Genomic DNA, 20,103 nt, shown 5'->3' on the forward strand with positions numbered 1-20,103 from the left:
CTCGACCAGCCTGGCACGCACCGACATACCTCGCATTTCGATCAACTACGCTCCGTGCGCTCCTTCTCGTCGGCGGCGCCGCCCGCACCCACAAGGCCCTTGCGGACCCCGGCCAGCCGCGGCTCGAAGCGCCGCATCTCGCGCTGTCCGACCGCCGCGACGATTCCCGGAAGGTACCCGCGCACCGACTGCATTCCGCCCAGCCACCACTGCGCGTACACATGGGCCTTGCGCCGCTCGATCCCGGCGACGATCCGGTCGACGGCGGGCCCCAGCGGATAGGTGCGGTTCCCCGGCCACGGCAGCCGCTGCCGCAGCTCCCGCATCACGTCGTCCTGGTCGGCGCCACGCACCATGTCGGTGTCGGTCCAGGAGAGGTAGCCGATGCCGACCTTGACGCCCTTGTAGCCGACCTCGGCACGCAGACTGTGCGCGAAGGCCTCGACTCCCGACTTGGAGGCGCAGTACGCCGTCATCATCGGCGCCGCAGTGATCGCGGCGAGCGAGGCGATCTGCAGGAAGTAGCCCCGGCTCTCCGTCAGCACCGGCAGGAACGCGCGGCAGGTGACCGCGCTGCCGATCAGATTGACCTCGATCACCCGCCGCCATGCGTCCGGGTCGGACTCGGCGAACGGCCCGCCCGACGCCACGCCCGCGTTGGCGACGACGATGTCGACCTTGCCGAACCGCTCCTTGACCTCCTGCGCGACCCTCGCCATCGCCTCATGGTCGGTGACATCGGCGTGCCAGTGGTCGCAGTCCGTGTGCAGCCGGCCCGCGACGTCCTTCAGCGCGTCCGGTTCGAGTCCGACGAGCGCGACCTTCGCGCCGCGCGCGGACAGCTTGCGGGCGAGCAGCTCGCCGACGCCCCGTGCCGCACCGGTGACGACAGCGACCTGGCCTTCAAGGCTGACCCTGCTCATACGGCCCCCTCCTTCTGGTTCGCCTGCTGCCCGGCCGACTCGCGTGCGTCGTCCACGGGCACCTTCCTCAGGTATACGTCCACGAGCCCGCGGATCTGCGCGGTGACGGCGTCGGGTGCCTCCACCGGGGTCATGTGCCCCATGCCGGCGAGCTCGACCAGGCCCACGCACTCGGGCAGGCCGGCGGCGAGCGCACGGGCGTGCACGATCGGGGTGAGCCGGTCGGCGGTGCCGGAGATCACCGCGGTGGGAACGGTCAACTCGCCCACACCCGCCTCGAGATCGAGCCCGGCGAGGACATGCGCCCAGGCCACCCGGGTCGCACGGCGGCAGGCGTGGACGATGCGGGCGCACTCGGCCACCTTCTCCGGCGCCGAGCCCGGGCCCATCGTCGCGTACCGCAGAATCCGCTTGGAGACCGGAGTGACCGGGCCGAGCGGTGCGCGCGATCCGAGGATCGCACCGGTGATCCGTGTGCGCACGCGACCCGGCCGGATCGGCAGCACCAGGGACTCGTCGATCAGCCGGGAACTACCGGTGCTGCACAGCAGTGCGGCGGCCGCGTGCTCCGTGAACTTCGGCCTCCCGGCGGCCGCCATGAGCGTCATTCCGCCCATGGAGTGCCCGGCCAGCACGGCCTTCGTGCCGGGCTCCAGCGCGGCGGCGAGCACGGCCTCCAGGTCGTCGGCGAGGGCGCCGGTGCTGTGGCCGGCCTTCGCCACGGCCGGGGTACGGCCGTGGCCACGCTGGTCGTACGCGATCACGCGGTGATCGGGGGCCAGCTCCCGTATCTGCGGCGCCCAGAACTGGGTCGAACAGGTCCAGCCGTGGGCGAGGACCACGGCGGGCGCGTCCTCGGGGCCGTGCAGCTCCACGTGGATGCGCGAGCCGTCGGCGGAGACCGCGGTCAGTTCACGGGCGGCGACCGGCGGGGCGGCGACGGCCCCCGCCGGCCGCTTCGTCAGACGGCTCACTTCGCCTCCTCCGTGACCAGCTCGGACGCCTTCGCCTGCGCGGTTGCGCCGGACCCCTTGCGCGGGGGGCGGATCACCTCGTACTCCGCGAGGTCCACCTCCCGTGTCCGGCGCCTGAACTCCCCTGTCGTACCGGGCCAGATGGTGGTGTTCCGGCCGCTCGCGTCCAGATACCAGCTGGTGCAGCCGCCCGTGTTCCAGACCGTGCGCTTCATCCGCTCCTGCACCCGCCGGTTCCAGGCGCCGACGGCGGACGGCCGCGCACCGAGCGCCACCCGGCCGCCGAGCACGCCCAACTGCCGCATGTAGTCCGCCATGTAGTTCAGCTGGGACTCGATCATCAGGATCATCGAGCTGTTCCCGAGGCCGGTGTTGGGGCCGATGATCGTCATCCAGTTGGGGAAGCCCGCGGCGGTCGCGCCGCGCAGTGCCTCCATGCCGCCCTTCCACGCCTCGGCGAGCGTGATTCCCTCCGCGCCCACCACCCGCTCGGCGATCGGCATGTCGGTGACGTGGAAGCCGGTGCCGAAGATGATCACGTCGGCCTCGGTCTCCGTCCCGTCGGCGGCGACGAGCGTCGAGCCGCGCACCTCGACCAGTCCCGACGCGACGACATCCACATTCGGCCTGGCGAGCGCCGGGTAGTACTCGCTGGACAGCAGGATCCGCTTGCAGCCGATCCGGTAGGACGGGGTCAGCTTCGCCCGCAGCGCCGGATCCTTGACGGCCTTGGCCATGTTGGCCCTGGCGAAGGCCTCGATGAGGCCGAGCTCGTTCGGCCTCTTGGTGAACGCGCTGACCTGCAACTCCCTGATGCCCCACAGCAGTCCGCGGCGCGCGCTCCCGGTGAACGGCAGCTGCCGGTGCAGCCAGCGCTCGATTCCGCTGATCCGCCGGTCGATGCGCGGCATCACCCACGGCGGTGTGCGCTGGAACAGTGTCAGCTTCCCGGCCTCCGGCTGGATCGCCGGCACGATCTGGATCGCGGAAGCGCCGGTCCCGATCATCGCGACGCGCTTCCCGCGCAGGTCGTAGTCGTGGTCCCAGCGGGCCGAGTGGAAGACCTTGCCGGGGAACCCGTCGAGGCCGGGAATCCCGGGGATCTTCGGGTCGGAGAGCGGACCGGTGGCCGAGACCACCACATCCGCGGTCAGCGTCCCCCCGGACGTCTCGATCTCCCAGCGCAGTTCGTCGCCGTCCCAGCGCATCATCGTCACTTCATGGTTGAAGCGGATGTGCGGGCGGAGCCGGAAGGTGTCGGTGACATGCTCCAGATACGCCCGGATGTGCTCCTGACCGGAGAAGGTGCGTGGCCAGTCGGGGTTGGGCGCGAACGAGAACGAGTAGAGGTGGGACGGTACGTCACAGGCGCACCCGGGATAGCTGTTGTCGCGCCAGGTGCCGCCGACCGAGTCCGCCCGCTCCAGGACGACGAAGTCGGTGATCCCCTCGCGGCGCAGCCGGACGGCGGCGCCGAGGCCACCGAATCCGGATCCGATCACCGCCACTCGCACATGCTCGTGATGGCCCATGCCGCTCCGCCTCCCGCAAGACTTCCGCCGAACCCCGCCAGCAATCACTGGCATGGTGGGGAGATTAGGGCCTCGGCATACCGAGCGGTAGAGGTCGGACCGAACAAGTTACCGGCGGTACAACATAGGCTTGCCGACGTGACGGACGAGCAGCGCAAGGATAGCGAGACCCGCGAGTACCGCATGGAGGAGCTGGCCAAGGAGGCCGGCATCACGGTGCGCACCCTGCGCTTCTACCGTGAGCGGGGACTGATCCCGCCACCTCGCAGGGAAGGCCGGATCGCCTGGTACGACGATCACCACCTGGCCCGCCTGCGCACCATCACGGCGCTGCTCGAACGCGGCCATACCCTCAGCGGAATCGCCGACCTGGCAGAGGCCTTCGACAGCGGACGGAACGTCGGGGAGGTCCTCGGCCTCGGCGAACCGACCGAGGAGACCCCCGTACGCCTCACCCCCGAGGAGCTCGCCGACTACTTCGAGGGCGAGGTCACCCCGGAGAATCTCGCCGCCGCGCTCGACCTCGGCTATCTGGCGACCGACGGCGAGGAGATCGTCCACATCAGCCGGCGGCTGCTCGACGTCTCCGCCGCGCTGGTGAAGGAAGGCGTCCCACTGGCAGCGGTGCTGGCGGCGGGCCGCGAGGTGCGCCGCCACGCCGAGTCGCTGGCCGGGCTCTTCACCGATCTGCTGCGTACGCATGCCGCCGAGAGCGACATACCCCGGCTCCGCCCGCTGGCCAAGAGCGTCGTGGAGGCCGAGCTGTCGATGGCCATGGACCGGCGCCTGCGCGAGGAGCCCTCGGAGCCCGGGCCCGGGTAGGCCCGGACCGGCCCGCGGGCCCGAACACGACCGCCGCCGGGCACACGCGGCCGACAAGCCACGGCCCACCGGCACGCACTGCAGCGCCCGACACCAAGCCCGTTGGGGGTGCCCCGGACAGAGTCCGGGCGAGATTGAGGACGGCCGCACCGGCCCACCAACCCGGTCCGGTCCGGTCCGGTCCGGTCAACCGACCTGGCGCCAGGTGACCGCGCACCCCGCACCCCGCACCCTGGGACGGGGATCGCCCCCGTCAGAGCCCCGCGCGCCCGAGCCCGACGGCCACGCAGAACCGCGCGCCACACCGGCGGAAGCGACCCGCAGCCCACACCCGGCCGGCACGGCCCAGGCCGCAGGCCAAAGCCCGGCGGCCACGCAGAACCGCGCGCCGCACAGGCGAGCGCGGTGGCCGCCCGCTACAGCTCGAAGACCGCCGTCACCGGCGCGTGGTCGCTCCATCGCTCACCATGGCTCGCCGCCCGCTCCACGTACGCCTTCACGCACTTCCCGGCGAGCCGGGGCGTCGAGACCAGCAGGTCGATACGCCAGCCGGTGTCGTTGTCGAAGGCGCGTCCCCGGTACGACCACCACGAGTACGGCCCCTCCTGGCCGGGGTGCATCGCGCGGACGACGTCGACGTATCCGGCACCGGACCCGTCCTCGCCGTAGACCCGGCCGAGCCAGTCGCGCTCCTCCGGAAGGAAGCCGGAGTTCTTCCGGTTGCCCTTCCAGTTCCTGAGGTCGGCCTCCTGGTGGGCGATGTTCCAGTCGCCGCAGACGAGCGCATCGCGGCCGTCGGCCGCCGCCCGCTCCCTCAGGGTCTTGAGGTACGGCAGGAACTCGCCCATGAAGCGGTACTTCTCGTCCTGCCGCTCGGTGCCGACCTCGCCCGAGGGGAGGTAGAGGCTGGCCACCGTGACGCCGGGCAGGTCGATCTCGACGTACCGGCCGGTGCCGTCGAACTCCTCGCTGCCGAAGCCGGTGCGCACCGCGTCAGGCTCGCGCCGCGAGTAGACGGAGACACCCGCCCGGCCCTTGGCGGCGGCGGGGACGTGGACCACATGCCAGCCCTCGGGGTCACGCACGTCCTCGGGGAGTTGGTGCGCCTCGGCCCGCACCTCCTGCAGGCAGACGACATCGGCGGAGGTCTGCGCCAGCCATTCGGTGAAACCCTTCTTGGCGGCGGCGCGCAGACCGTTCACATTCACGGTGGTCACGGTGAGCATCCAGGCACCCTATCCGAGACCCCTGATACGCATACATGTACGATAGTCGGCATGAATATCCGGCCGACTGCCTTCGACCACCCCGACGCCGTCAAGCTCAACGACCAGGTGCAGCTCGAATACGCCACGCGGTACGGCGACCCCGGGGGCGATGCCACCCCACTCGGCCCGGCGATGTTCCTTCCGCCGCACGGACTCTATCTGCTCGCTTACGACGAACTAGGGCGCCCGGTGGCCACGGGCGGCTGGCGCACCCAGGACACGAACGCCGAGGGGTACGCGGACGGCGACGCCGAGCTGAAGCGGATGTATGTCGTCCCCGAGGCGCGCGGGCTCGGGCTGGCCCGCCGGATGCTGGCCGCGCTGGAGGAGGACGCCCGAGCGGCGGGCCGGATCCGGATGGTGCTGGAGACCGGCACGGCACAGCCGGAGGCGATCGCGCTGTACACGTCCAGCGGCTATGAGCCGTGTGTGAAGTTCGGCCACTACCGGCACTACAAAACCAGCCGTTGCTTCGCGAAACCGCTCACGTAGGAAGCTCGCGCGGCAACCGGCCGCCCTCGCACGAACAGGAAAGGGCCTGACGCGCTCCTGACAGAACCAGTGCCTCCGTGGCACTCTGCCTCACGCACGCCGATCCGCACCGTTCTCATCCCCCACCTGCCTCGGCAGAAGGAGACATGCGTGAGACGCCATCGCACAGCCGCAGCCGTTCTGTTAGCCGTCGGCACTCTGCTCACCGGCGGTCTGACGACCGCCACCGCGGCCAACGCGGCCGCCCCCGCACCCACCCCCCTCCCGGCCCACAGCGCCTCGGCCGCCGACCAGCACAAGGCCCGCACCTTCTGGACCGCGGACCGGATGCGCAACGCGACGCCGCTCGATCTGCTGCTCACCCCGAGCGCCGCGAAGACCCTCAAGGCCCCGAAGTCCCAGGGAGCGACGACGACCGTCGCACCCGCGGCCCCCACCGCCTTCCCGCAGGCGGGCGGCCCCTGGACCGGCGGCGGCTCCGTCGTGAAGACCTCCGGCCGCGTGTTCTTCAGCTTCCAGGGCCGTACAGCTTCCTGCTCCGGAAACGCCGTGACCAGCCAGAACGCCAGCACCATCGTCACGGCTGGGCACTGCGTCAAGTACCAGGGCAGCTGGCACACCAACTGGGTCTTCGTGCCCGCGTACAACAACGGCCAGGCCCCGTACGGTCAGTGGACCGCGTCCAAGACACTCACCACGCCGCAGTGGGAGGCCACAGAGGACATCAACTACGACATCGGCATGGCGGTCGTCGCCCCGCTGAACGGCCAGAAGCTCACCGCAGTCACCGGCGCGCAGGGCATCCAGTTCAACGGCGGCTACAACAAGCAGATGTACGCCTTCGGCTTCCCCGCCGCGTCCCCGTACGACGGCACGAAGCTGATCTACTGCAGCGGCAACAGCTCGAAGGACTGGCTGTTCTCGCAGGATCACAGTCTCGGCTGCAACATGACCGGCGGCTCCAGCGGCGGTCCCTGGTTCACCGGCTTCAGCGAGTCGGCCGGCACGGGACTGCAGGTCTCCGTGAACAGCTTCGGCTATGTCTTCCTGCCGAACCGGATGTTCGGCCCGTACTTCGGCAATGACGCGAAGGCGCTGTACGACAAGGCGCAGGTGTCCTGAGGCACTTCGACGGGGCGGCCGACGGGGTTCATCCCTCGCCGGTCGCCCCCTTGCCACGTCGGCCGGCCGGTGCTTCCGACGATCCTGCGTCACACGGACCGGACGCCACCGCGGCCGGTGCGACGCTGCGCGGAGTCGGCGGCCTGCCCCTCCCCCAGCCCCGTGACGATCGTGCGGGCGATGTCGAGCGTGAGCCGCTGCCAGGGGTCGCGCGGGTCACGCCCCGTGAGGTCGAGAACGCGACGGAGGCGGTAGCGCAGGGACTGCGGGTGCAGATGCAGGACGCGGGCCGCGGCATTGGCGGAGCCGGTGCCGATGTACACGGTGAGGGCTTCGAGAAGGTGCCGCTGGCCGGGGTGGGCCAGCGGACCGAGGACGAGGCGCCCGACCCGGTCCGGGGTCGCCGCCGGATGCCCGGCGAGCAGGGCGAGGACATGGGCGTCCGCTTCAGTGAGAATCCGCCCGGGGTGGTGTGCGTGCGCGGGCGCGGTGTCCAGGGCGTCGGCGGCGAGACGGTGGGCGACAGCGATACGGTCCAGGCTCTCACCGGAGATCACGCAGCCGCGCCAGCCCCGCTCCCGCAAAGCCTCCGGCGCCGAGTCGGCGGCCTTGGCAGGAAGCAGGAGCACGGCACGCGAGCCACGGGCGGTCGCGAGCGGCGTGACCCCGCCACCGCGCTCCCCGAGCGCGGCGAGCAGCCCGGCGGCGGCGTCCGGCGTGATGTGCGGGCGGCCGGTCGCATCGGCGGACTCCCCCACCAGCAGGCAGTAGGGGTCGGGCAGTTGGACGCCCAGCCGGGCCGCCCTGTCGGTCAGCGCCCCGACCGACGCGTGCCGCCCCGCGATCAGGTCGTCGAGGAGCACCCGCAGGGCCTGCTCACGGTCGCCCGCGAGATGCTCGCTCATCGCGGCGTACTCCGCGGCCATCACCTCGGAGAGCGTGTCGACGGCGTTCAGCAGGTGCCGCGCGAGCGCGAAGGCGTCGTCGGCGGCGAGCCGGGGCGCGTGCGCGGCGACCTGGTCGGAGATCACGGCCGCCGCGACCCGGTACGCGCGCAGCACCGCCTGCACGGGGCGACCGTCCGCGGCCCTGGCCGCCGCGATCCCTCGGAACCGCCGCAGGTCCGCCGGTTCGAGCGCGCCGTCGGTGGCCCACACGTACAGCAGCCGCTCGAGCGCCCACGCGGCGATGGCCCGCACCTCCGGCAGCCGGCTGCCGTCGAGGGCGGCATACGCCGGGACCTGCTCGTGCACCGCTCCGACGATGGCCTCGACGACCCGTGGATCGTCGACCAGCCCCTTCATCACGTGCTCCCGCTGACTTGTCACACCGTGATAGTCGCAGCGGCCCGACGTGCGCACCACCATGGACGGTGCTTGTCACTGTCGCCAGGATCGGCTCGACAGCGCAGTCTCACGCGGTCTCAGGGACGAGAGGCGGGACGAACGGATGGCGACGACGCCGCACTGGGCGGACTTCCAGTACGAGATCTATCTGAACGGCATGACGGGAGCCGTGCCCCGGCTGCCCACCGATCTGACCCGGCTGGAGGAGCTGGCCGAGCACCGGCTGCCGCCCGGCCCGTTCGGCTATGTGGCGGGAAACGCGGGCAGCGGCAGCACCACCCGCGCCAACCGCGCGGCCCTCGACCGCTGGCGCATCGTGCCGCGCATGCTGCGCGATGTGCACCAGCGCGATCTTTCGGTCGAGCTGCTGGGGCGCCCGGTACCGGCTCCGCTGGCCCTCGCGCCCGTGGGCGTGCTGTCGATCATGCACCCGGACGCGGAATGCGCCGCCGCGCGTGCGGCCTCGGCGCGCGGAGTGCCGTACATCCTGTCCTCGGCGTCCAGTACGCCGATGGAGCAGGTCGCCGAGGCCATGGGCGACGGGGAGCGGTGGTTCCAGCTGTACTGGGCCAAGGACCGCGACGTGACCGCGAGTTTCCTGGCGCGGGCCAAGGAATCGGGGTACACCACCCTGTTCGTCACCCTCGACACCCCGCTGCTCGCCTGGCGCCCACGCGACCTCGACCAGGCGTACCTGCCGTTCCTCCACGGCGTGGGCACCGCCAACTACTTCAGCGACCCCGCGTTCCGGGCCGGCCTCGCCAAGCCGGTGCACGAGGACCCGAACGCGGCCGTGGCGCACTTCGTGGGGATGTTCGCCGACCCCGCCAAGACCTGGCCGGACCTCGCCTTTCTGCGCGAGCACTGGGACGGCCCGATCGTCCTCAAGGGCATCCTCCACCCGGACGACGCCCGCCGCGCGGCCGACTCCGGCATGGACGGCGTGGTGGTCTCCAACCACGGCGGCCGGCAGGTCGCGGGCTCCGTGGCCGCGGCCGACGCCCTGCCTCTCGTGGCCGAGGCGATCGGCGACCGGCTGACCGTGCTCTTCGACAGCGGCGTCCGCACGGGCGACGACATCTTCAAGGCCCTCGCGCTCGGCGCCCGTGGGGTGCTGCTGGGCCGCCCGTACGCCTACGGCCTCGGTCTCGACGGCCAGGCGGGCGTCGATCACGTCATCCGCTGTCTGCTCGCCGAGTTCGACCTCACCCTGGCCCTGTCCGGCCACACGGGCCCCGGCTCGCTGAGCCCCGACGACCTCATGAAGGAATCCGCATGACCACCACCAAGAACGTCCTGGCCGTCATCTCCCCGCATGTCGGGGGCCGTACGGCAGGAGCGGCCCTCGCCGGTCTGCTCCCAGGCGCCCGGGTGACCGTGGTCGAGGCGGCGGACGAGGACCCCGGCGCACTGCGCGAGGCGCACGCCGTCATCACCGCCCTCGCACCCGTGACGGCCGACCACATCGCCGCCGCCCCCGCGCTGGAGGTCATCCAGTGCGCCAGCCACGGCTACGACTACGTCGACGAGGACGCCGCCCGCGCCCGTTCCGTCCCGGTCTGCAACATCGGCTCCAGCGGCGCGGAGAAGCAGAACGTCGCCGAGCAGACCTTCGCCCTGATGCTCGCCCTCGCCAAGCAGCTGATCCCGGCCCACACCGCTCTCGTGGACGCCGACTGGGCCCTGCCGCGGTTGCAGCAGTCGATCACCGAGCTCTCCGGCAAGACCCTGGGCGTCGTCGGCCTCGGCCGGATCGGCGAGGAAGTCGCCCGCCGCGCGGTCGCGTTCGACATGAACATCCTCTACACCGCCCGCCAACGCGTCCCGGAGGAGACCGAAGCCCGCCTCGGCAACGCCCGCTTCGTCCCCCTCGACGAACTCCTGCGCGCCTCCGACTACATCAGCCTCCACGCACCCCTGACCGACGCCACCCGCAACCTCATCGACGCCGAACGCCTCGCCCTCCTCAAGCCCACGGCCTTCCTCGTCAACACCGCCCGCGGCGCCCTCGTCGACCAGGACGCCCTCGCCGACGCCCTCGAGGCCGGCACCCTCGCGGGCGCGGGCATCGACGTCTTCGACCCCGAGCCCCCGACCTCCGCCCTGCGTCTGCTCAAGTCCCCGAACGTGGTCCTCTCCCCCCACGTCGGCGGCGTCACCCGTGAAACCCTGGTCCGTATCGCCCTGGCCGCGGTTCAGAACGTCCTCGATCACATCGACGGCAAGCCGCTGCGGGACGTCGTGGCGTAGGCCACGCCCCCTCGGCGGCTTCCTCGTCGGCGGCTTCCTCGTCGGCGGTTTCCTCTGGCGCGACGCGGAAGGACCGGGCGCCACGAGGGCGTCCGGTCCCTTTGCCGCAGGAGAAGAACGCGGGGGCGCGGGCCGTGCGCACTTTCCCACCGCGCAGAACGTCAAAGCCCCTACCGGGTTTCCCGGTAAGGGCTTTGATTTGTTGTTGTGGACCTGAGGGGATTTGAACCCCTGACCCCCTCGATGCGAACGAGGTGCGCTACCAGTCTGCGCCACAGGCCCTTGCAACGAGTGAAACCTTAGCATCCCGATCGGGGTGCTTGGAAATCCGTTCCTCGCTGGTCAGCCGGGGCGGAGTTCCGAAGGTCTCGTCCGCCGTTCTCACTCGTTGGCGGCGCGGGGACGGTCGTCGTCCGCGTACTGGTCGAAGAGCGGGGTGCGGCCGTGGTCGCGGCTGCGGCGGGGTGGAGCGGTGCGCCGGCTCGGGGCCGGGGCGGGAGTCGGGTCGGCCGTGGAGGACCGGGCCGAGCTCCAGGTGTCCGGGTCCGTGACATCGATGCCGCTGGTGGCGCGCGGGGCGACCGGGGCGGTGACATAGGTCGGGAGCGGGACCGGGACCGGGTCCCAGCTGTCGCCGCGGGCCGGGCCGGGGTCGCGCTGCTGGTCGACCCACTCCGCGTGGTCGGTCTGCTCGACCAGGGCGCGGCGGCCGGCCTCCTGGGGGGAGACCGCGGGTGCGGGCTCGGGCTCGGGTCGGTCCGTGGGCTCCTCGGCCGGCGACGCCGCGGCTGCGGCGGGCTGACGGCGCGGGCGGTTCTCACGCAGGCGCTGGGCCGCGGCCTCCGCACGGCGTCGGTCCATGACGTAGACGAAGCGGCGGCGCTCCTTCGCGCGCAGATGCGCGATGTACGCGGTGAGCAGGACGGCCGGGACCCCCGGCGCCCAGAGGAAGCCGAGCCCGCCGACCGCGGCGACGATCGCGCCGAGGGTGAAGGTGAGGAAGAGCATCACCGTGGTGCGCCGACGGCGCACGAGAACCTTGGAGCGCCGGGCACGTGCTGCTGCCGCCCCGTTCTCGCGCGGGGCGCGCGCCGGAGGCCGGATACGGACTTCCGTACGGGCCGGGGGCGCGGAGAAGGCCCGGACGTCGACGGAACTCAATCGGTCCGTCTCGGCATCCGGGTCGGCGTCGGTGTCCGCCTCCTCCTCTGCGGTGCGGTCACGCAGCTCCTTGGCGTAACGGCGCTCCATTCCCGCCCGTCCGGACAGTAGCCGGATGGCGGTGCTGAAGCGTTCCGTCGGACGGGCTTCGTTGAGCTCGTCCTGCCTGCGGAGCCACATCGGCACCAAGTAGGCGGCCCAGGCCCCGACGATGACTGCGTAGATGAGGCCGCTGCTGCTCACGCTTCACACCGTAGAGGGGTTCGCGCGAGGGCATCGGCCAATTGGCCCGGTGTGTCGCACGATCTGGCTGATATCACTGACTTTTTTTGTGATTCTTCAGATCGCCCGGCGATCGAGTCGCGATTGAATTCGAACAGGTATTTTATTTTTCGTGCCGCGCGGTTCGTGCCTGGTGCCAGCGCCGCAGCAGCCCCTGCGGCACCTCCTCCGCCGTGAGGGCGAAGACAAGATGGTCCCGCCACGCGCCGTCGATGTGCAGATAGCGGGGACGGAGTCCCTCTTCGCGGAATCCGAGTTTCTCGACGACCCTGCGGCTCGGGCCGTTCTCGGGCCGAATGCAGACCTCTATGCGGTGCAGTCCGACCGCGCGGAAACAGTGGTCCACGGCGAGCGCGACGGCTGTCGGCATCACCCCGCGGCCCGCGACATCACGGTCGACCCAGTAGCCGACATGGCCCGAGCACATCGAGCCCCAGGTGATTCCGGCGACGGTGAGCTGGCCGACGAGCACTCCCCTGTACTCGACCACGAACGGCAGCATCCGGCCCGCGTTCGCCTCGGCCCGCAGATGGCGGACCATCTGGCGGTACGTGGGGCGCTGGGCCATCGGGGCACCGGGGGCGGGCGGCGGGATCGTCGCCTCCCAGGGACGCAGCCAGTCACGGTTGCGCCGGTTCACCTCGCGCCAGGCCCGCTGGTCGCGCAGCTTTATGGGGCGGAGGGTGACATCACCGTCCGTCAGGACCACGGGCCAGGAGACGTTCAGTGTGAGCTCCCCGTGGGTCTGGGATGGTCGCCGCCGTGGATCTGGTCCACGGCGTGCGGCAGGATCCGGCCGAGTACGGCGAGCCCGTCCCGTACGCCACCCGTCGAACCCGGCAGATTGACGATCAGCGTGCGACCTCCCGCGACGCCCGCGAGGCCCCGCGACAGCGCGGCGGTGGGGACCTTCGCCAGTCCGTGTGCCCGGATCGCCTCCGGAATGCCCGGGATCTCGTAGTCGAGGACCCGGCGGGTGGCGTCGGGGGTGCGGTCGGTCGGCGAGACGCCCGTGCCACCGGTGGTGAGAATGACGTCGTACGCCGCGGCCACCCCTTCCCGCAGCGCGGCCTCGACCGGGTCGCCGTCGGGCACGACCCGGGGGCCGTCGACCTCGAAGCCCATCGCGGCAAGCCCCTCAGCGAGAAGGGGGCCGCCCTTGTCCTCGTACACACCGGCGGACGCACGGTTCGAGGCGGTCACCACCAGGGCACGCCGCGCGTGCGGGCCGGCGTCCTGGCGCTCCTCGCCCCCGGGCGCGGTGCCATGGGCGTGGCTGTGGACCTCACCGGCGCGCGGGCTCACTGCCCGGCCTCCGTACCCGCCCCCGTACGCCTCCAGTCGCCCGACTTGCCGCCCGTCTTCTCCTCCACCCGGATGTCGGAGATGACCGCCGCCTTGTCGACGGCCTTGACCATGTCGACGACGGTCAGCGCGGCCACCGACACCGCGGTCAGGGCCTCCATCTCGACGCCCGTACGGTCCGTCGTCCGCACCGTCGCGACGATCTCCACGGCGTCGTCGGCCACGGAGAGGTCCAGCTTCACGCCGGAGACCGCCAGCGGGTGGCACAGAGGGATCAGATCGGGGGTGCGCTTGGCGCCCATGATGCCCGCGATACGGGCGGTGGCGAGGGCGTCGCCCTTGGGGACTCCCTCGCCACGCAGCAGCTCGACGACGCGCGCCGACACAAGAACCCGGCCGCTCGCCCGGGCGGTGCGCGCGGTGACGCTCTTGCCGGAGACGTCGACCATACGGGCCGCGCCCGCCTCGTCGATGTGTGTGAGTCCTTGCTGCGCGCTCATTGCTGTGGCTCCCGGTCACTGTGTGGTCAGACACCGTACCGCCACGGCCTTGCGCTCAGCCGAGGAGGACCACCTCGGTCCCCGTGCCGGGCTCCAGGGAGGTGACGTCCTCGGGGACCACGATGAGCGCGTCCGCCTGGGCCAGGGCCGCGATCAGGTGGGATCCGCTGCCGCCGACGGGCGTGACGGTGCCCTTCTCCGCATCGTAGGCACCCCGCAGGAACTGGCGCTTCCCGGCCGGCGACGGCAGGGCCTTGTCGGCGCGCAGCTCGGCGCGCACGCGCGGGCGGTGCACGTCCTTCAGGCCCATCAGCGCCCGGATGGCCGGTCGCACGAACAGCTCGAACGACACGTAGGAGGACACGGGATTCCCCGGCAGCGCGAGCAGGGGTGTGTGCTCCGGGCCGATGGAACCGAAGCCCTGCGGCTTGCCCGGCTGCATGGCGAGCTTGCGGAACTCGACCCCGCCGCCCGGCTTCTCGGTGCTCCCGTCCTCGGCCCCGTCCTCGGCCCTGTCCTTGTCCGCGTCCGCGCGCTCGTTCCCGTCGCCGACCGAGGACAGCGCCTCCTTGACCACGTCGTACGCGCCGACGCTCACGCCGCCCGTGGTGACCAGCAGGTCCGCGCGGATCAGCTGGTCCTCGATGGTGGCCCTCAGCTCGTCGGCGTCATCGGTGACGGCACCCACGCGGTAGGCGATGGCGCCGGCGTCGCGGGCGGCGGCCGTGAGCGCGAAGCTGTTCGAGTCGTAGATCTGGCCCTCGGCCAGCTCCTCGCCCGGCTGGACGAGTTCGCTGCCGGTCGAGAGGACGACCACGCGCGGGCGGGGGCGCACCCGCACCGTGGCGCGGCCGATGGCGGCGAGCAGGCCGATCTGCGGCGGGCCGATGACCGCGCCCTCCCCCAGCGCGACATCGCCGGCCCGGACGTCGCTGCCGCGCGCCCGGACGTGCGCCCGGGGCCCGGCGGGCCGGTGGACGCGGACCTCACCGCTCGCGTCCCCGGGAGCATGCCCGGCCGGGCGCATCTCCGTGGCAGCGCCCTCGCCGCGGCCGCCGTCGGTCCACTCGACCGGGACGACGGTCTCTGCGCCGGGCGGCAACGGAGCACCCGTCATGATGCGGGCGGCCTGTCCTGGGCCCACGACGGGCGGCTCGCCGCTGCCCGCCGCGACATCGCCGATGACGGTGAGGACCGCGGGGAACTCCTCGCTCGCGCCCGCGACATCGGCGACCCGCACCGCGTACCCGTCCATCGAGCTGTTGTCGAAGGGCGGAAGGTCGACAGGGACGGTGACGTCCTCGACCAGGACACAGCCCTGGGCGTCGGGCAGCTGCAGTTCGATGGGCTCGAGCGGGCGGATCGCGCCGAGGATGTCGTCCAGGTGCTCGTCCACCGACCACACGTGCGCGGTGCCCCCGCGGGCGCCGCCCGAGGCGGCGGACGGCGTTGCCGTACTGCTCAAAGTGCTACATCTCCTCGGTGACGTAACGGCGAAGCCAGGTCCGGAAGTCCGGGCCCAGGTCTTCACGTTCGCACGCGAGTCTGACAATGGCACGCAGATAGTCGCCTCGGTCGCCGGTGTCGTAGCGGCGGCCCTTGAACACGACGCCGTGGACCGGGCCTCCGACCTTCTCGTCGGCGGCGAGCTTCTGGAGGGCGTCGGTGAGCTGGATCTCGCCACCGCGGCCCGGCTCGGTCTTGCGGAGTATCTCGAAGACGGCCGGGTCGAGGACGTAGCGGCCGATGATGGCGTAGTTGCTCGGCGCCTCTGCCGGGTCCGGCTTCTCGACCAGATCGGTCACCCTGACCACGTCGTCGTCGCCGGTGGCCTCGACCGCGGCGCAGCCGTAGAGGTGGATCTGGGAGGGCTCGACCTCCATGAGGGCGATGACGCTGCCGCCCTCACGCTCCTGGATGTCGACCATCCGGGAGAGCAGCGGGTCGCGCGGGTCGATCAGGTCGTCGCCGAGGAGGACGGCGAAGGGCTGGTCGCCGACGTGCGGGGCGGCGCAGAGGACGGCGTGCCCGAGGCCCCTGGGGTCGCCCTGACGTACGTAGTGCATAGTGGCCAGGTCGCTCGACTCCTGGACCTTGGCGAGCCGCTGGGCGTCGCCCTTGCGCCGCAGCGCCTCTTCCAGCTCGTAGTTGCGGTCGAAGTGGTCCTCGAGGGGGCGCTTGTTGCGACCGGTGACCATGAGGACGTCCGAGAGACCGGCGCCCACTGCTTCTTCGACGACGTACTGGATCGCCGGCTTGTCGACGACAGGCAGCATCTCTTTGGGAGTGGCTTTCGTTGCAGGCAAGAACCTGGTACCGAGGCCTGCGGCGGGGATGACAGCCTTGCTGATCCTGGGGTGCGACTCGTTCATGCGGAGCACCATATCCGCTGCCTATGGGCGGAAGATTAGCCTCCGGTTAACTTTCTGCTCATAAAGGCGTATTGACTGGAGATTGCGAGGCCGTGGTGGGTGCCGACATGTCCGGAAAGATCGCGGTTCGACGTGAACTGCTCGACGCACGGCGCCTGCTGTCCTCTGATGACGTCCGGGAGGCCGCCGCGGTTCTCGCGCACCGCGCACTCGGCCTGCCGGAACTCGCCTCCGTCCGCACCGTGGCCGCCTATGTGTCGGTGGGGCGCGAGCCGGGCACCCGCGCGCTGCTCGACGCGCTGCGCACGCGGGGCGTACGGGTGCTCCTCCCGGTGCTCATGGAGGACAACGATCTCGACTGGGCGGTGTACGCGGGCGCGGAGCACCTGGTGCCCGCCGGGCGCGGGCTGCTGGAGCCGGACGGACCGCGACTCGGTCCCGGGGCCGTGCTGGAGGCGGAGACGGTGCTTCTGCCCGGGCTCGCCGTGGACGAGCGGGGCATGCGCCTCGGCCGGGGCGGCGGTTCGTACGACCGCGTCCTCGCCCGCCTGGAGGCCGCTTCCGCGGACCCGGCCCTCGTGGTGCTCCTGTACGCGAACGAGGTGGTCGCCCGGGTCCCAGAGGAACCGCACGACCACCCCGTACACGCGGTGGTGACGCCCGAAGGCATCCGCCGTTTCACTGCCTGAGGCCCGCACCCTCCAGGGGCCGGGCCCCCGGCATCAGGGCTTGAGCACCAGCGTGTCCTTCGTCGCCCCTGAGACCGCCTGCTCGCCGTAGGCCCAGTCCAGCAGCTCGCCCTTGGCCCACTTGTCGGTCTGGTCGGTGTAGTGCGCGTTGTACGCGTGCCCGGAGGCACCGGTCAGATTGATCCAGCGGGACTTGTCCCAGTCGCCGACATTGACGACCATCCGCATCGACGGCACCCAGATCACCTCGTAGCCGCCGGCCGCGTTCCAGCCTGTCGCGTTCACGGCGGCCTCGCCGCCGCCCAGGTTCCACGGGCCGCGGTTGAGCATCCACCGCAGCGCGCCGGGTCCGCCGGTGCCCAGTGTCTGGTTCTTCAGCGTCAGCTGGTGCAGCCGGCCCCAGCTCCAGCTGGAGACGTCCTTGCCGAGCTTCGCGGTGAGCTCCCAGCGCGCGTCGTCCATGGCCCGGGCGAGCAGCTGGTCACGGGTCGCCGTGGCGACCTCCTTGCGGTTCGGGGGGGTCTGCCACCACTCGCTGGTCTCGTTCTTCAGCAGGCCGCGGACCACCTCGTACCAGCGGTCCCCACCGTCGGGCTGGGCCGACTCCGCATCACGCCTGCCGCACTCGCGCACCAGCCGGTTCAGATCGTCGACCGGTCCGGTGCTGTCGGCGGGACGGACGTTGAGGCACTCGCCGTCGACCCGCAGCTCCTTGGGCAGCTTGTTGCCGAAGGCGAGCTTGAGGACGTTGCGCCAGACGGCGTTGAAGTACGCCGCGGCTCCAGAGTCGGGCTCCTGGGTGTAGTCCCAGCCCTCGAGGAGCTTCTGGGCCTCGCGGATGTAGGGGTCGGACACATCGATCTTCAGCAGATACGGCGTCAGCAGCTTGGCGATCTCACTGCTGTTGTCCATCTGCATGGTGCGCATGTCGTCCGTGGAGATCTTCCCGCCGTCCTTGATCTTCGACTCGATGAGATCGTTGATCCGCTGGCTGCGGGAGCCGTAGCCGTAGTCGCCCGTGATCATGTACGGGTACTTCCCGGCGTCCACGACCGCCTGGTTGGCGGTCACGATGTAACCGCGCTTCGGGTTGTACTCGTACGGAAGCTCGTCGAAGGGGATGTAGCGCCTCCAGCCGGAGCTGGGGTCCCAGCCCGGCGTCGGCATGGAGCCGTCGTAGCCCTTGGCGCGGACCGGGATCCTTCCGGGGGCCTGGTAGCCGATGTTGCCCTTGGTGTCGGCGTAGATCAGGTTCTGGGACGGGACCTCGAAGTCCTTGGCGGCCGCTCGGAAGCTGTCGAAGTCCTTGGCCCGGTTGAGCATGAAGACCGCGTCCATGGACTTGCCGGGGTCGAGCGCCGTCCACCTCAGCGCCACGGCGTAGCCCTCGCCCCGGTCCGGGGCGGAGGTCCGGACGGGCGCGCGTTGGCCGACGCCCTCGAGCTCCTCGTTGCGGTCCGAGATCAGCGGACCGTGCTCGGTCTCCCGGACCAGGATCTTGTGGCTCGCGCCGCCCGCGACCTTGATGGTCTCCTCGCGGGTCCTGAACGGCTTGGTACTCCTGCCGGAGAGGTAGCCGTCCTGGGAGATCTTCTCCAGATAGAGGTCGGTGACATCGGCACCGAGGTTCGTGAAGCCCCAGGCGATGTCCTTGTTGTGACCGATGACCACGCCCGGCATGCCGGAGAAGGTGTACCCGGCGACGTCGTACGTGCACTTGTCCGAGACGGCGCGGCAGTGCAGGCCCATCTGCGACCAGAGGGAGGGCAGCTGGGGAGCGAGGTGCGGGTCGTTGGCGAGCAGCGGCTTGCCGGTGGTCGTGTTGCTGCCGGAGACGACCCAGGAGTTCGAGCCGATGCCGTTGCCGTTCGGGCCGAGCAGGGCCGGGACGTCGTCGAGGGAGTCGGAGAGCGCGGAAAGCTGGGTCTGGGTGTCCTCGCTCCCGTCCGAGGCGCTGCCCGCGGACCCGTCCTGCGAGCCGGAGCCCTGGTCCGAACTCGCGGTCGAGTCCCCGGACGAGGGCGAGCCCGCCGCCGTCGAGGAGTCGGAGTCCGAGGACGGCTCGGCCTGCGGATCCCACTTCTCGCTGCCCGAGTCGACGGCACCGTTCTGGACCACGGGCTGGTGCAGCTCGTACGGGTAGGCCGGGTACAGCTCCTTGATCTGCTGCGGGCTCAGCCTGGAGGACATCAGCGACCGGTCGATCTCGTCCTGCATGTTGCCGCGCAGATCCCAGGCCATGGCCTTGAGCCAGGCGACCGAGTCCACCGGCGTCCACTTCTCGGGCTTGTAGTCGTTGGTGAAGCCCAGCGCGGCGTACTCGACGGAGATGTCGTCGTTGTCCCGCCCGGCCAGATAGGCGTTGACGCCGTCCGCGTACGACCGGAGGTACTTCTTGGTCTCGTCGGACAGGACCTTGTCGTACTCCTCCTGGGCCACCTTGCGCCAGCCGAGGGTACGCAGGAAGGCATCGGTGTCGACCTGGTCGGAGCCGAACATCTCGGAGAGGCGGCCGGCCGTCACATGGCGCCGTACGTCCATCTCCCAGAAGCGGTCCTGGGCGTGGACATAGCCCTGGGCCTTGAAGAGGTCCTCGTCGCTGTCCGCGTAGATCTGCGGGATGCCGTTGGCGTCGCGCTTGACGTCCACGGGGGCGCCGAGCCCCTTGAGCTCGATCGTGCCGGTGGTCTGGGGGAACGAGGCACGTACCGTGCTCACGCCCCAGTACGAGCCGTATCCGAGGCCCCCGACCAGCGCCAGCACCAGGACGATCACGGTCAGACGACCGCGTCGCCCCTTCTTCCTGCCGGGCGTGCCGGCCGAAGGGACGGTGGAATCAGCACTGTCGCCGCTCGGCGGCGTCGTTGAGGGGCGGTTGTCGGGCGACGGGCGGGAGGGCATCGCTGTCCTTCGAGGGGCACGGTTGTCCAGGAGAGTGCTGGAGCAACCATAGGCGCAGCGCGAAACGGGCCCGGACGCGGTATCAGTAACGCCATGCCATCAAGTTGGCCGCCGACATATGCCGAACTGACGATCGAGTACAGCGTCAGGGAACGCCAAGAGGC

At 71.0% G+C, this 20,103-nt stretch carries 18 protein-coding genes and 1 tRNA gene; 6 read left to right on the forward strand and 13 right to left on the reverse strand.

The genetic code is table 11. The features are described from left to right. Positions 1-41 precede the first annotated feature (41 nt). Genes ACFU5O_RS17685 through ACFU5O_RS17695 form a run of 3 tightly spaced genes read right to left on the reverse strand, consistent with a single transcriptional unit; the run spans position 42 to position 3,429 of the window. Positions 42-923 (reverse strand): SDR family oxidoreductase, encoded by an 882-nt coding sequence (locus ACFU5O_RS17685; RefSeq protein ID WP_384241227.1) that lies wholly within the window; start codon positions 921-923, stop codon positions 42-44. Further along, the gene (locus tag ACFU5O_RS17690; protein WP_384241229.1) at positions 920-1,897 is read right to left on the reverse strand and encodes an alpha/beta fold hydrolase; all 978 of its coding nucleotides are present in this window, start codon (positions 1,895-1,897) and stop codon (positions 920-922) included. Before ACFU5O_RS17690 ends, ACFU5O_RS17685 begins: the two co-directional genes overlap by 4 nt. Further along, entirely contained in the window at positions 1,894-3,429 is a 1,536-nt protein-coding gene (locus ACFU5O_RS17695) for a flavin-containing monooxygenase (RefSeq protein WP_384241231.1), read from the reverse strand. Before ACFU5O_RS17695 ends, ACFU5O_RS17690 begins: the two co-directional genes overlap by 4 nt. A 183-nt stretch (positions 3,430-3,612) precedes the next feature. On the opposite strand from ACFU5O_RS17695, the gene ACFU5O_RS17700 reads away from it, so the two are divergent. Continuing rightward, positions 3,613-4,251 carry a MerR family transcriptional regulator gene (locus ACFU5O_RS17700; RefSeq protein WP_384241692.1) on the forward strand — a complete coding sequence of 213 codons (639 nt, stop codon included), beginning with the start codon at positions 3,613-3,615 and terminating at the stop codon, positions 4,249-4,251. Between the two features lie 416 nt (positions 4,252-4,667). On the opposite strand, the gene ACFU5O_RS17705 is transcribed toward ACFU5O_RS17700, so the two are convergent. Continuing rightward, positions 4,668-5,477: an exodeoxyribonuclease III gene (locus ACFU5O_RS17705; RefSeq protein WP_384241235.1), complete on the reverse strand. Its 810-nt coding sequence runs from the start codon at positions 5,475-5,477 to the stop codon at positions 4,668-4,670. Between the two features lie 51 nt (positions 5,478-5,528). On the opposite strand from ACFU5O_RS17705, the gene ACFU5O_RS17710 reads away from it, so the two are divergent. Together ACFU5O_RS17710 and ACFU5O_RS17715 are read left to right on the forward strand one after the other, a co-directional pair. Continuing rightward, positions 5,529-6,011 carry a GNAT family N-acetyltransferase gene (locus ACFU5O_RS17710; RefSeq protein ID WP_384241236.1) on the forward strand — a complete coding sequence of 161 codons (483 nt, stop codon included), beginning with the start codon at positions 5,529-5,531 and terminating at the stop codon, positions 6,009-6,011. 150 nt (positions 6,012-6,161) lie between these two features. Beyond that, positions 6,162-7,133: a trypsin-like serine peptidase gene (locus tag ACFU5O_RS17715; protein WP_384241239.1), complete on the forward strand. Its 972-nt coding sequence runs from the start codon at positions 6,162-6,164 to the stop codon at positions 7,131-7,133. Between the two features lie 89 nt (positions 7,134-7,222). Here ACFU5O_RS17715 and ACFU5O_RS17720 read toward each other — a convergent pair whose 3' ends face one another. After that, the gene (locus ACFU5O_RS17720; protein WP_384241241.1) at positions 7,223-8,461 is read right to left on the reverse strand and encodes a PucR family transcriptional regulator; all 1,239 of its coding nucleotides are present in this window, start codon (positions 8,459-8,461) and stop codon (positions 7,223-7,225) included. A 121-nt stretch (positions 8,462-8,582) separates the two neighbouring features. Here ACFU5O_RS17720 and ACFU5O_RS17725 point away from each other — a divergent pair, with 121 nt between their 5' ends. Next, on the forward strand, positions 8,583-9,758 hold the full coding sequence (locus ACFU5O_RS17725) for a lactate 2-monooxygenase (RefSeq protein ID WP_384241242.1): 1,176 nt from the start codon (positions 8,583-8,585) through the stop codon (positions 9,756-9,758). After that, complete coding sequence (locus tag ACFU5O_RS17730) at positions 9,755-10,729, forward strand: 2-hydroxyacid dehydrogenase (RefSeq protein WP_384241244.1); 975 nt, start codon at positions 9,755-9,757, stop codon at positions 10,727-10,729. The genes ACFU5O_RS17725 and ACFU5O_RS17730 overlap by 4 nt, the downstream gene beginning before the upstream one ends. Positions 10,730-10,937: 208 nt before the next feature. Here ACFU5O_RS17730 and ACFU5O_RS17735 read toward each other — a convergent pair. The 7 genes from ACFU5O_RS17735 to galU form a co-directional block, all read right to left on the reverse strand. Then, a tRNA-Ala gene (locus ACFU5O_RS17735) sits at positions 10,938-11,011 on the reverse strand. Between the two features lie 99 nt (positions 11,012-11,110). Next, entirely contained in the window at positions 11,111-12,133 is a 1,023-nt protein-coding gene (gene glpR / locus ACFU5O_RS17740) for a gephyrin-like molybdotransferase receptor GlpR (protein ID WP_384241246.1), read from the reverse strand. Between the two features lie 142 nt (positions 12,134-12,275). Further along, positions 12,276-12,881, reverse strand: a complete 606-nt coding sequence (locus tag ACFU5O_RS17745; RefSeq protein ID WP_384241249.1) for a GNAT family N-acetyltransferase — start codon at positions 12,879-12,881, stop codon at positions 12,276-12,278. Between the two features lie 14 nt (positions 12,882-12,895). Then, positions 12,896-13,477 carry a molybdenum cofactor biosynthesis protein B gene (locus ACFU5O_RS17750; RefSeq protein ID WP_384241250.1) on the reverse strand — a complete coding sequence of 194 codons (582 nt, stop codon included), beginning with the start codon at positions 13,475-13,477 and terminating at the stop codon, positions 12,896-12,898. Continuing rightward, positions 13,474-13,977 carry a cyclic pyranopterin monophosphate synthase MoaC gene (moaC, locus tag ACFU5O_RS17755; protein ID WP_384241252.1) on the reverse strand — a complete coding sequence of 168 codons (504 nt, stop codon included), beginning with the start codon at positions 13,975-13,977 and terminating at the stop codon, positions 13,474-13,476. The genes ACFU5O_RS17750 and moaC overlap by 4 nt, the downstream gene beginning before the upstream one ends. Positions 13,978-14,032: 55 nt before the next feature. Beyond that, positions 14,033-15,442 carry a gephyrin-like molybdotransferase Glp gene (gene glp, locus ACFU5O_RS17760; RefSeq protein WP_384241255.1) on the reverse strand — a complete coding sequence of 470 codons (1,410 nt, stop codon included), beginning with the start codon at positions 15,440-15,442 and terminating at the stop codon, positions 14,033-14,035. Between the two features lie 4 nt (positions 15,443-15,446). Next, positions 15,447-16,349: a UTP--glucose-1-phosphate uridylyltransferase GalU gene (galU, locus tag ACFU5O_RS17765; protein ID WP_384241257.1), complete on the reverse strand. Its 903-nt coding sequence runs from the start codon at positions 16,347-16,349 to the stop codon at positions 15,447-15,449. Between the two features lie 107 nt (positions 16,350-16,456). Here galU and ACFU5O_RS17770 point away from each other — a divergent pair, with 107 nt between their 5' ends. Beyond that, positions 16,457-17,038, forward strand: coding sequence for a 5-formyltetrahydrofolate cyclo-ligase (locus ACFU5O_RS17770; RefSeq protein ID WP_384241259.1), 582 nt, complete (start codon positions 16,457-16,459; stop codon positions 17,036-17,038). A 33-nt stretch (positions 17,039-17,071) separates the two neighbouring features. On the opposite strand, the gene ACFU5O_RS17775 is transcribed toward ACFU5O_RS17770, so the two are convergent. After that, on the reverse strand, positions 17,072-19,939 hold the full coding sequence (locus tag ACFU5O_RS17775; protein ID WP_384241261.1) for a penicillin acylase family protein: 2,868 nt from the start codon (positions 19,937-19,939) through the stop codon (positions 17,072-17,074). Positions 19,940-20,103: the final 164 nt, after the last annotated feature.

The sequence above is a fragment of the Streptomyces sp. NPDC057445 genome, assembly GCF_042802855.1.
Lineage (GTDB): Bacteria > Actinomycetota > Actinomycetes > Streptomycetales > Streptomycetaceae > Streptomyces.

What these genes read in the sequence shown, in the direction of transcription:
- ACFU5O_RS17695 (WP_384241231.1), bottom strand. Translation starts at nt 3,429, where the DNA reads ATGGGCCATCACGAGCATGTGCGAGTGGCGGTGATCGGATCCGGATTC.
- moaC (WP_384241252.1), bottom strand. Translation starts at nt 13,977, where the DNA reads ATGAGCGCGCAGCAAGGACTCACACACATCGACGAGGCGGGCGCGGCC.
- ACFU5O_RS17700 (WP_384241692.1), top strand. Translation starts at nt 3,613, where the DNA reads ATGGAGGAGCTGGCCAAGGAGGCCGGCATCACGGTGCGCACCCTGCGC.
- ACFU5O_RS17705 (WP_384241235.1), bottom strand. Translation starts at nt 5,477, where the DNA reads ATGCTCACCGTGACCACCGTGAATGTGAACGGTCTGCGCGCCGCCGCC.
- ACFU5O_RS17730 (WP_384241244.1), top strand. Translation starts at nt 9,755, where the DNA reads ATGACCACCACCAAGAACGTCCTGGCCGTCATCTCCCCGCATGTCGGG.
- ACFU5O_RS17685 (WP_384241227.1), bottom strand. Translation starts at nt 923, where the DNA reads ATGAGCAGGGTCAGCCTTGAAGGCCAGGTCGCTGTCGTCACCGGTGCG.
- ACFU5O_RS17725 (WP_384241242.1), top strand. Translation starts at nt 8,583, where the DNA reads ATGGCGACGACGCCGCACTGGGCGGACTTCCAGTACGAGATCTATCTG.
- galU (WP_384241257.1), bottom strand. Translation starts at nt 16,349, where the DNA reads ATGAACGAGTCGCACCCCAGGATCAGCAAGGCTGTCATCCCCGCCGCA.
- ACFU5O_RS17770 (WP_384241259.1), top strand. Translation starts at nt 16,457, where the DNA reads ATGTCCGGAAAGATCGCGGTTCGACGTGAACTGCTCGACGCACGGCGC.
- ACFU5O_RS17710 (WP_384241236.1), top strand. Translation starts at nt 5,529, where the DNA reads ATGAATATCCGGCCGACTGCCTTCGACCACCCCGACGCCGTCAAGCTC.
- ACFU5O_RS17775 (WP_384241261.1), bottom strand. Translation starts at nt 19,939, where the DNA reads ATGCCCTCCCGCCCGTCGCCCGACAACCGCCCCTCAACGACGCCGCCG.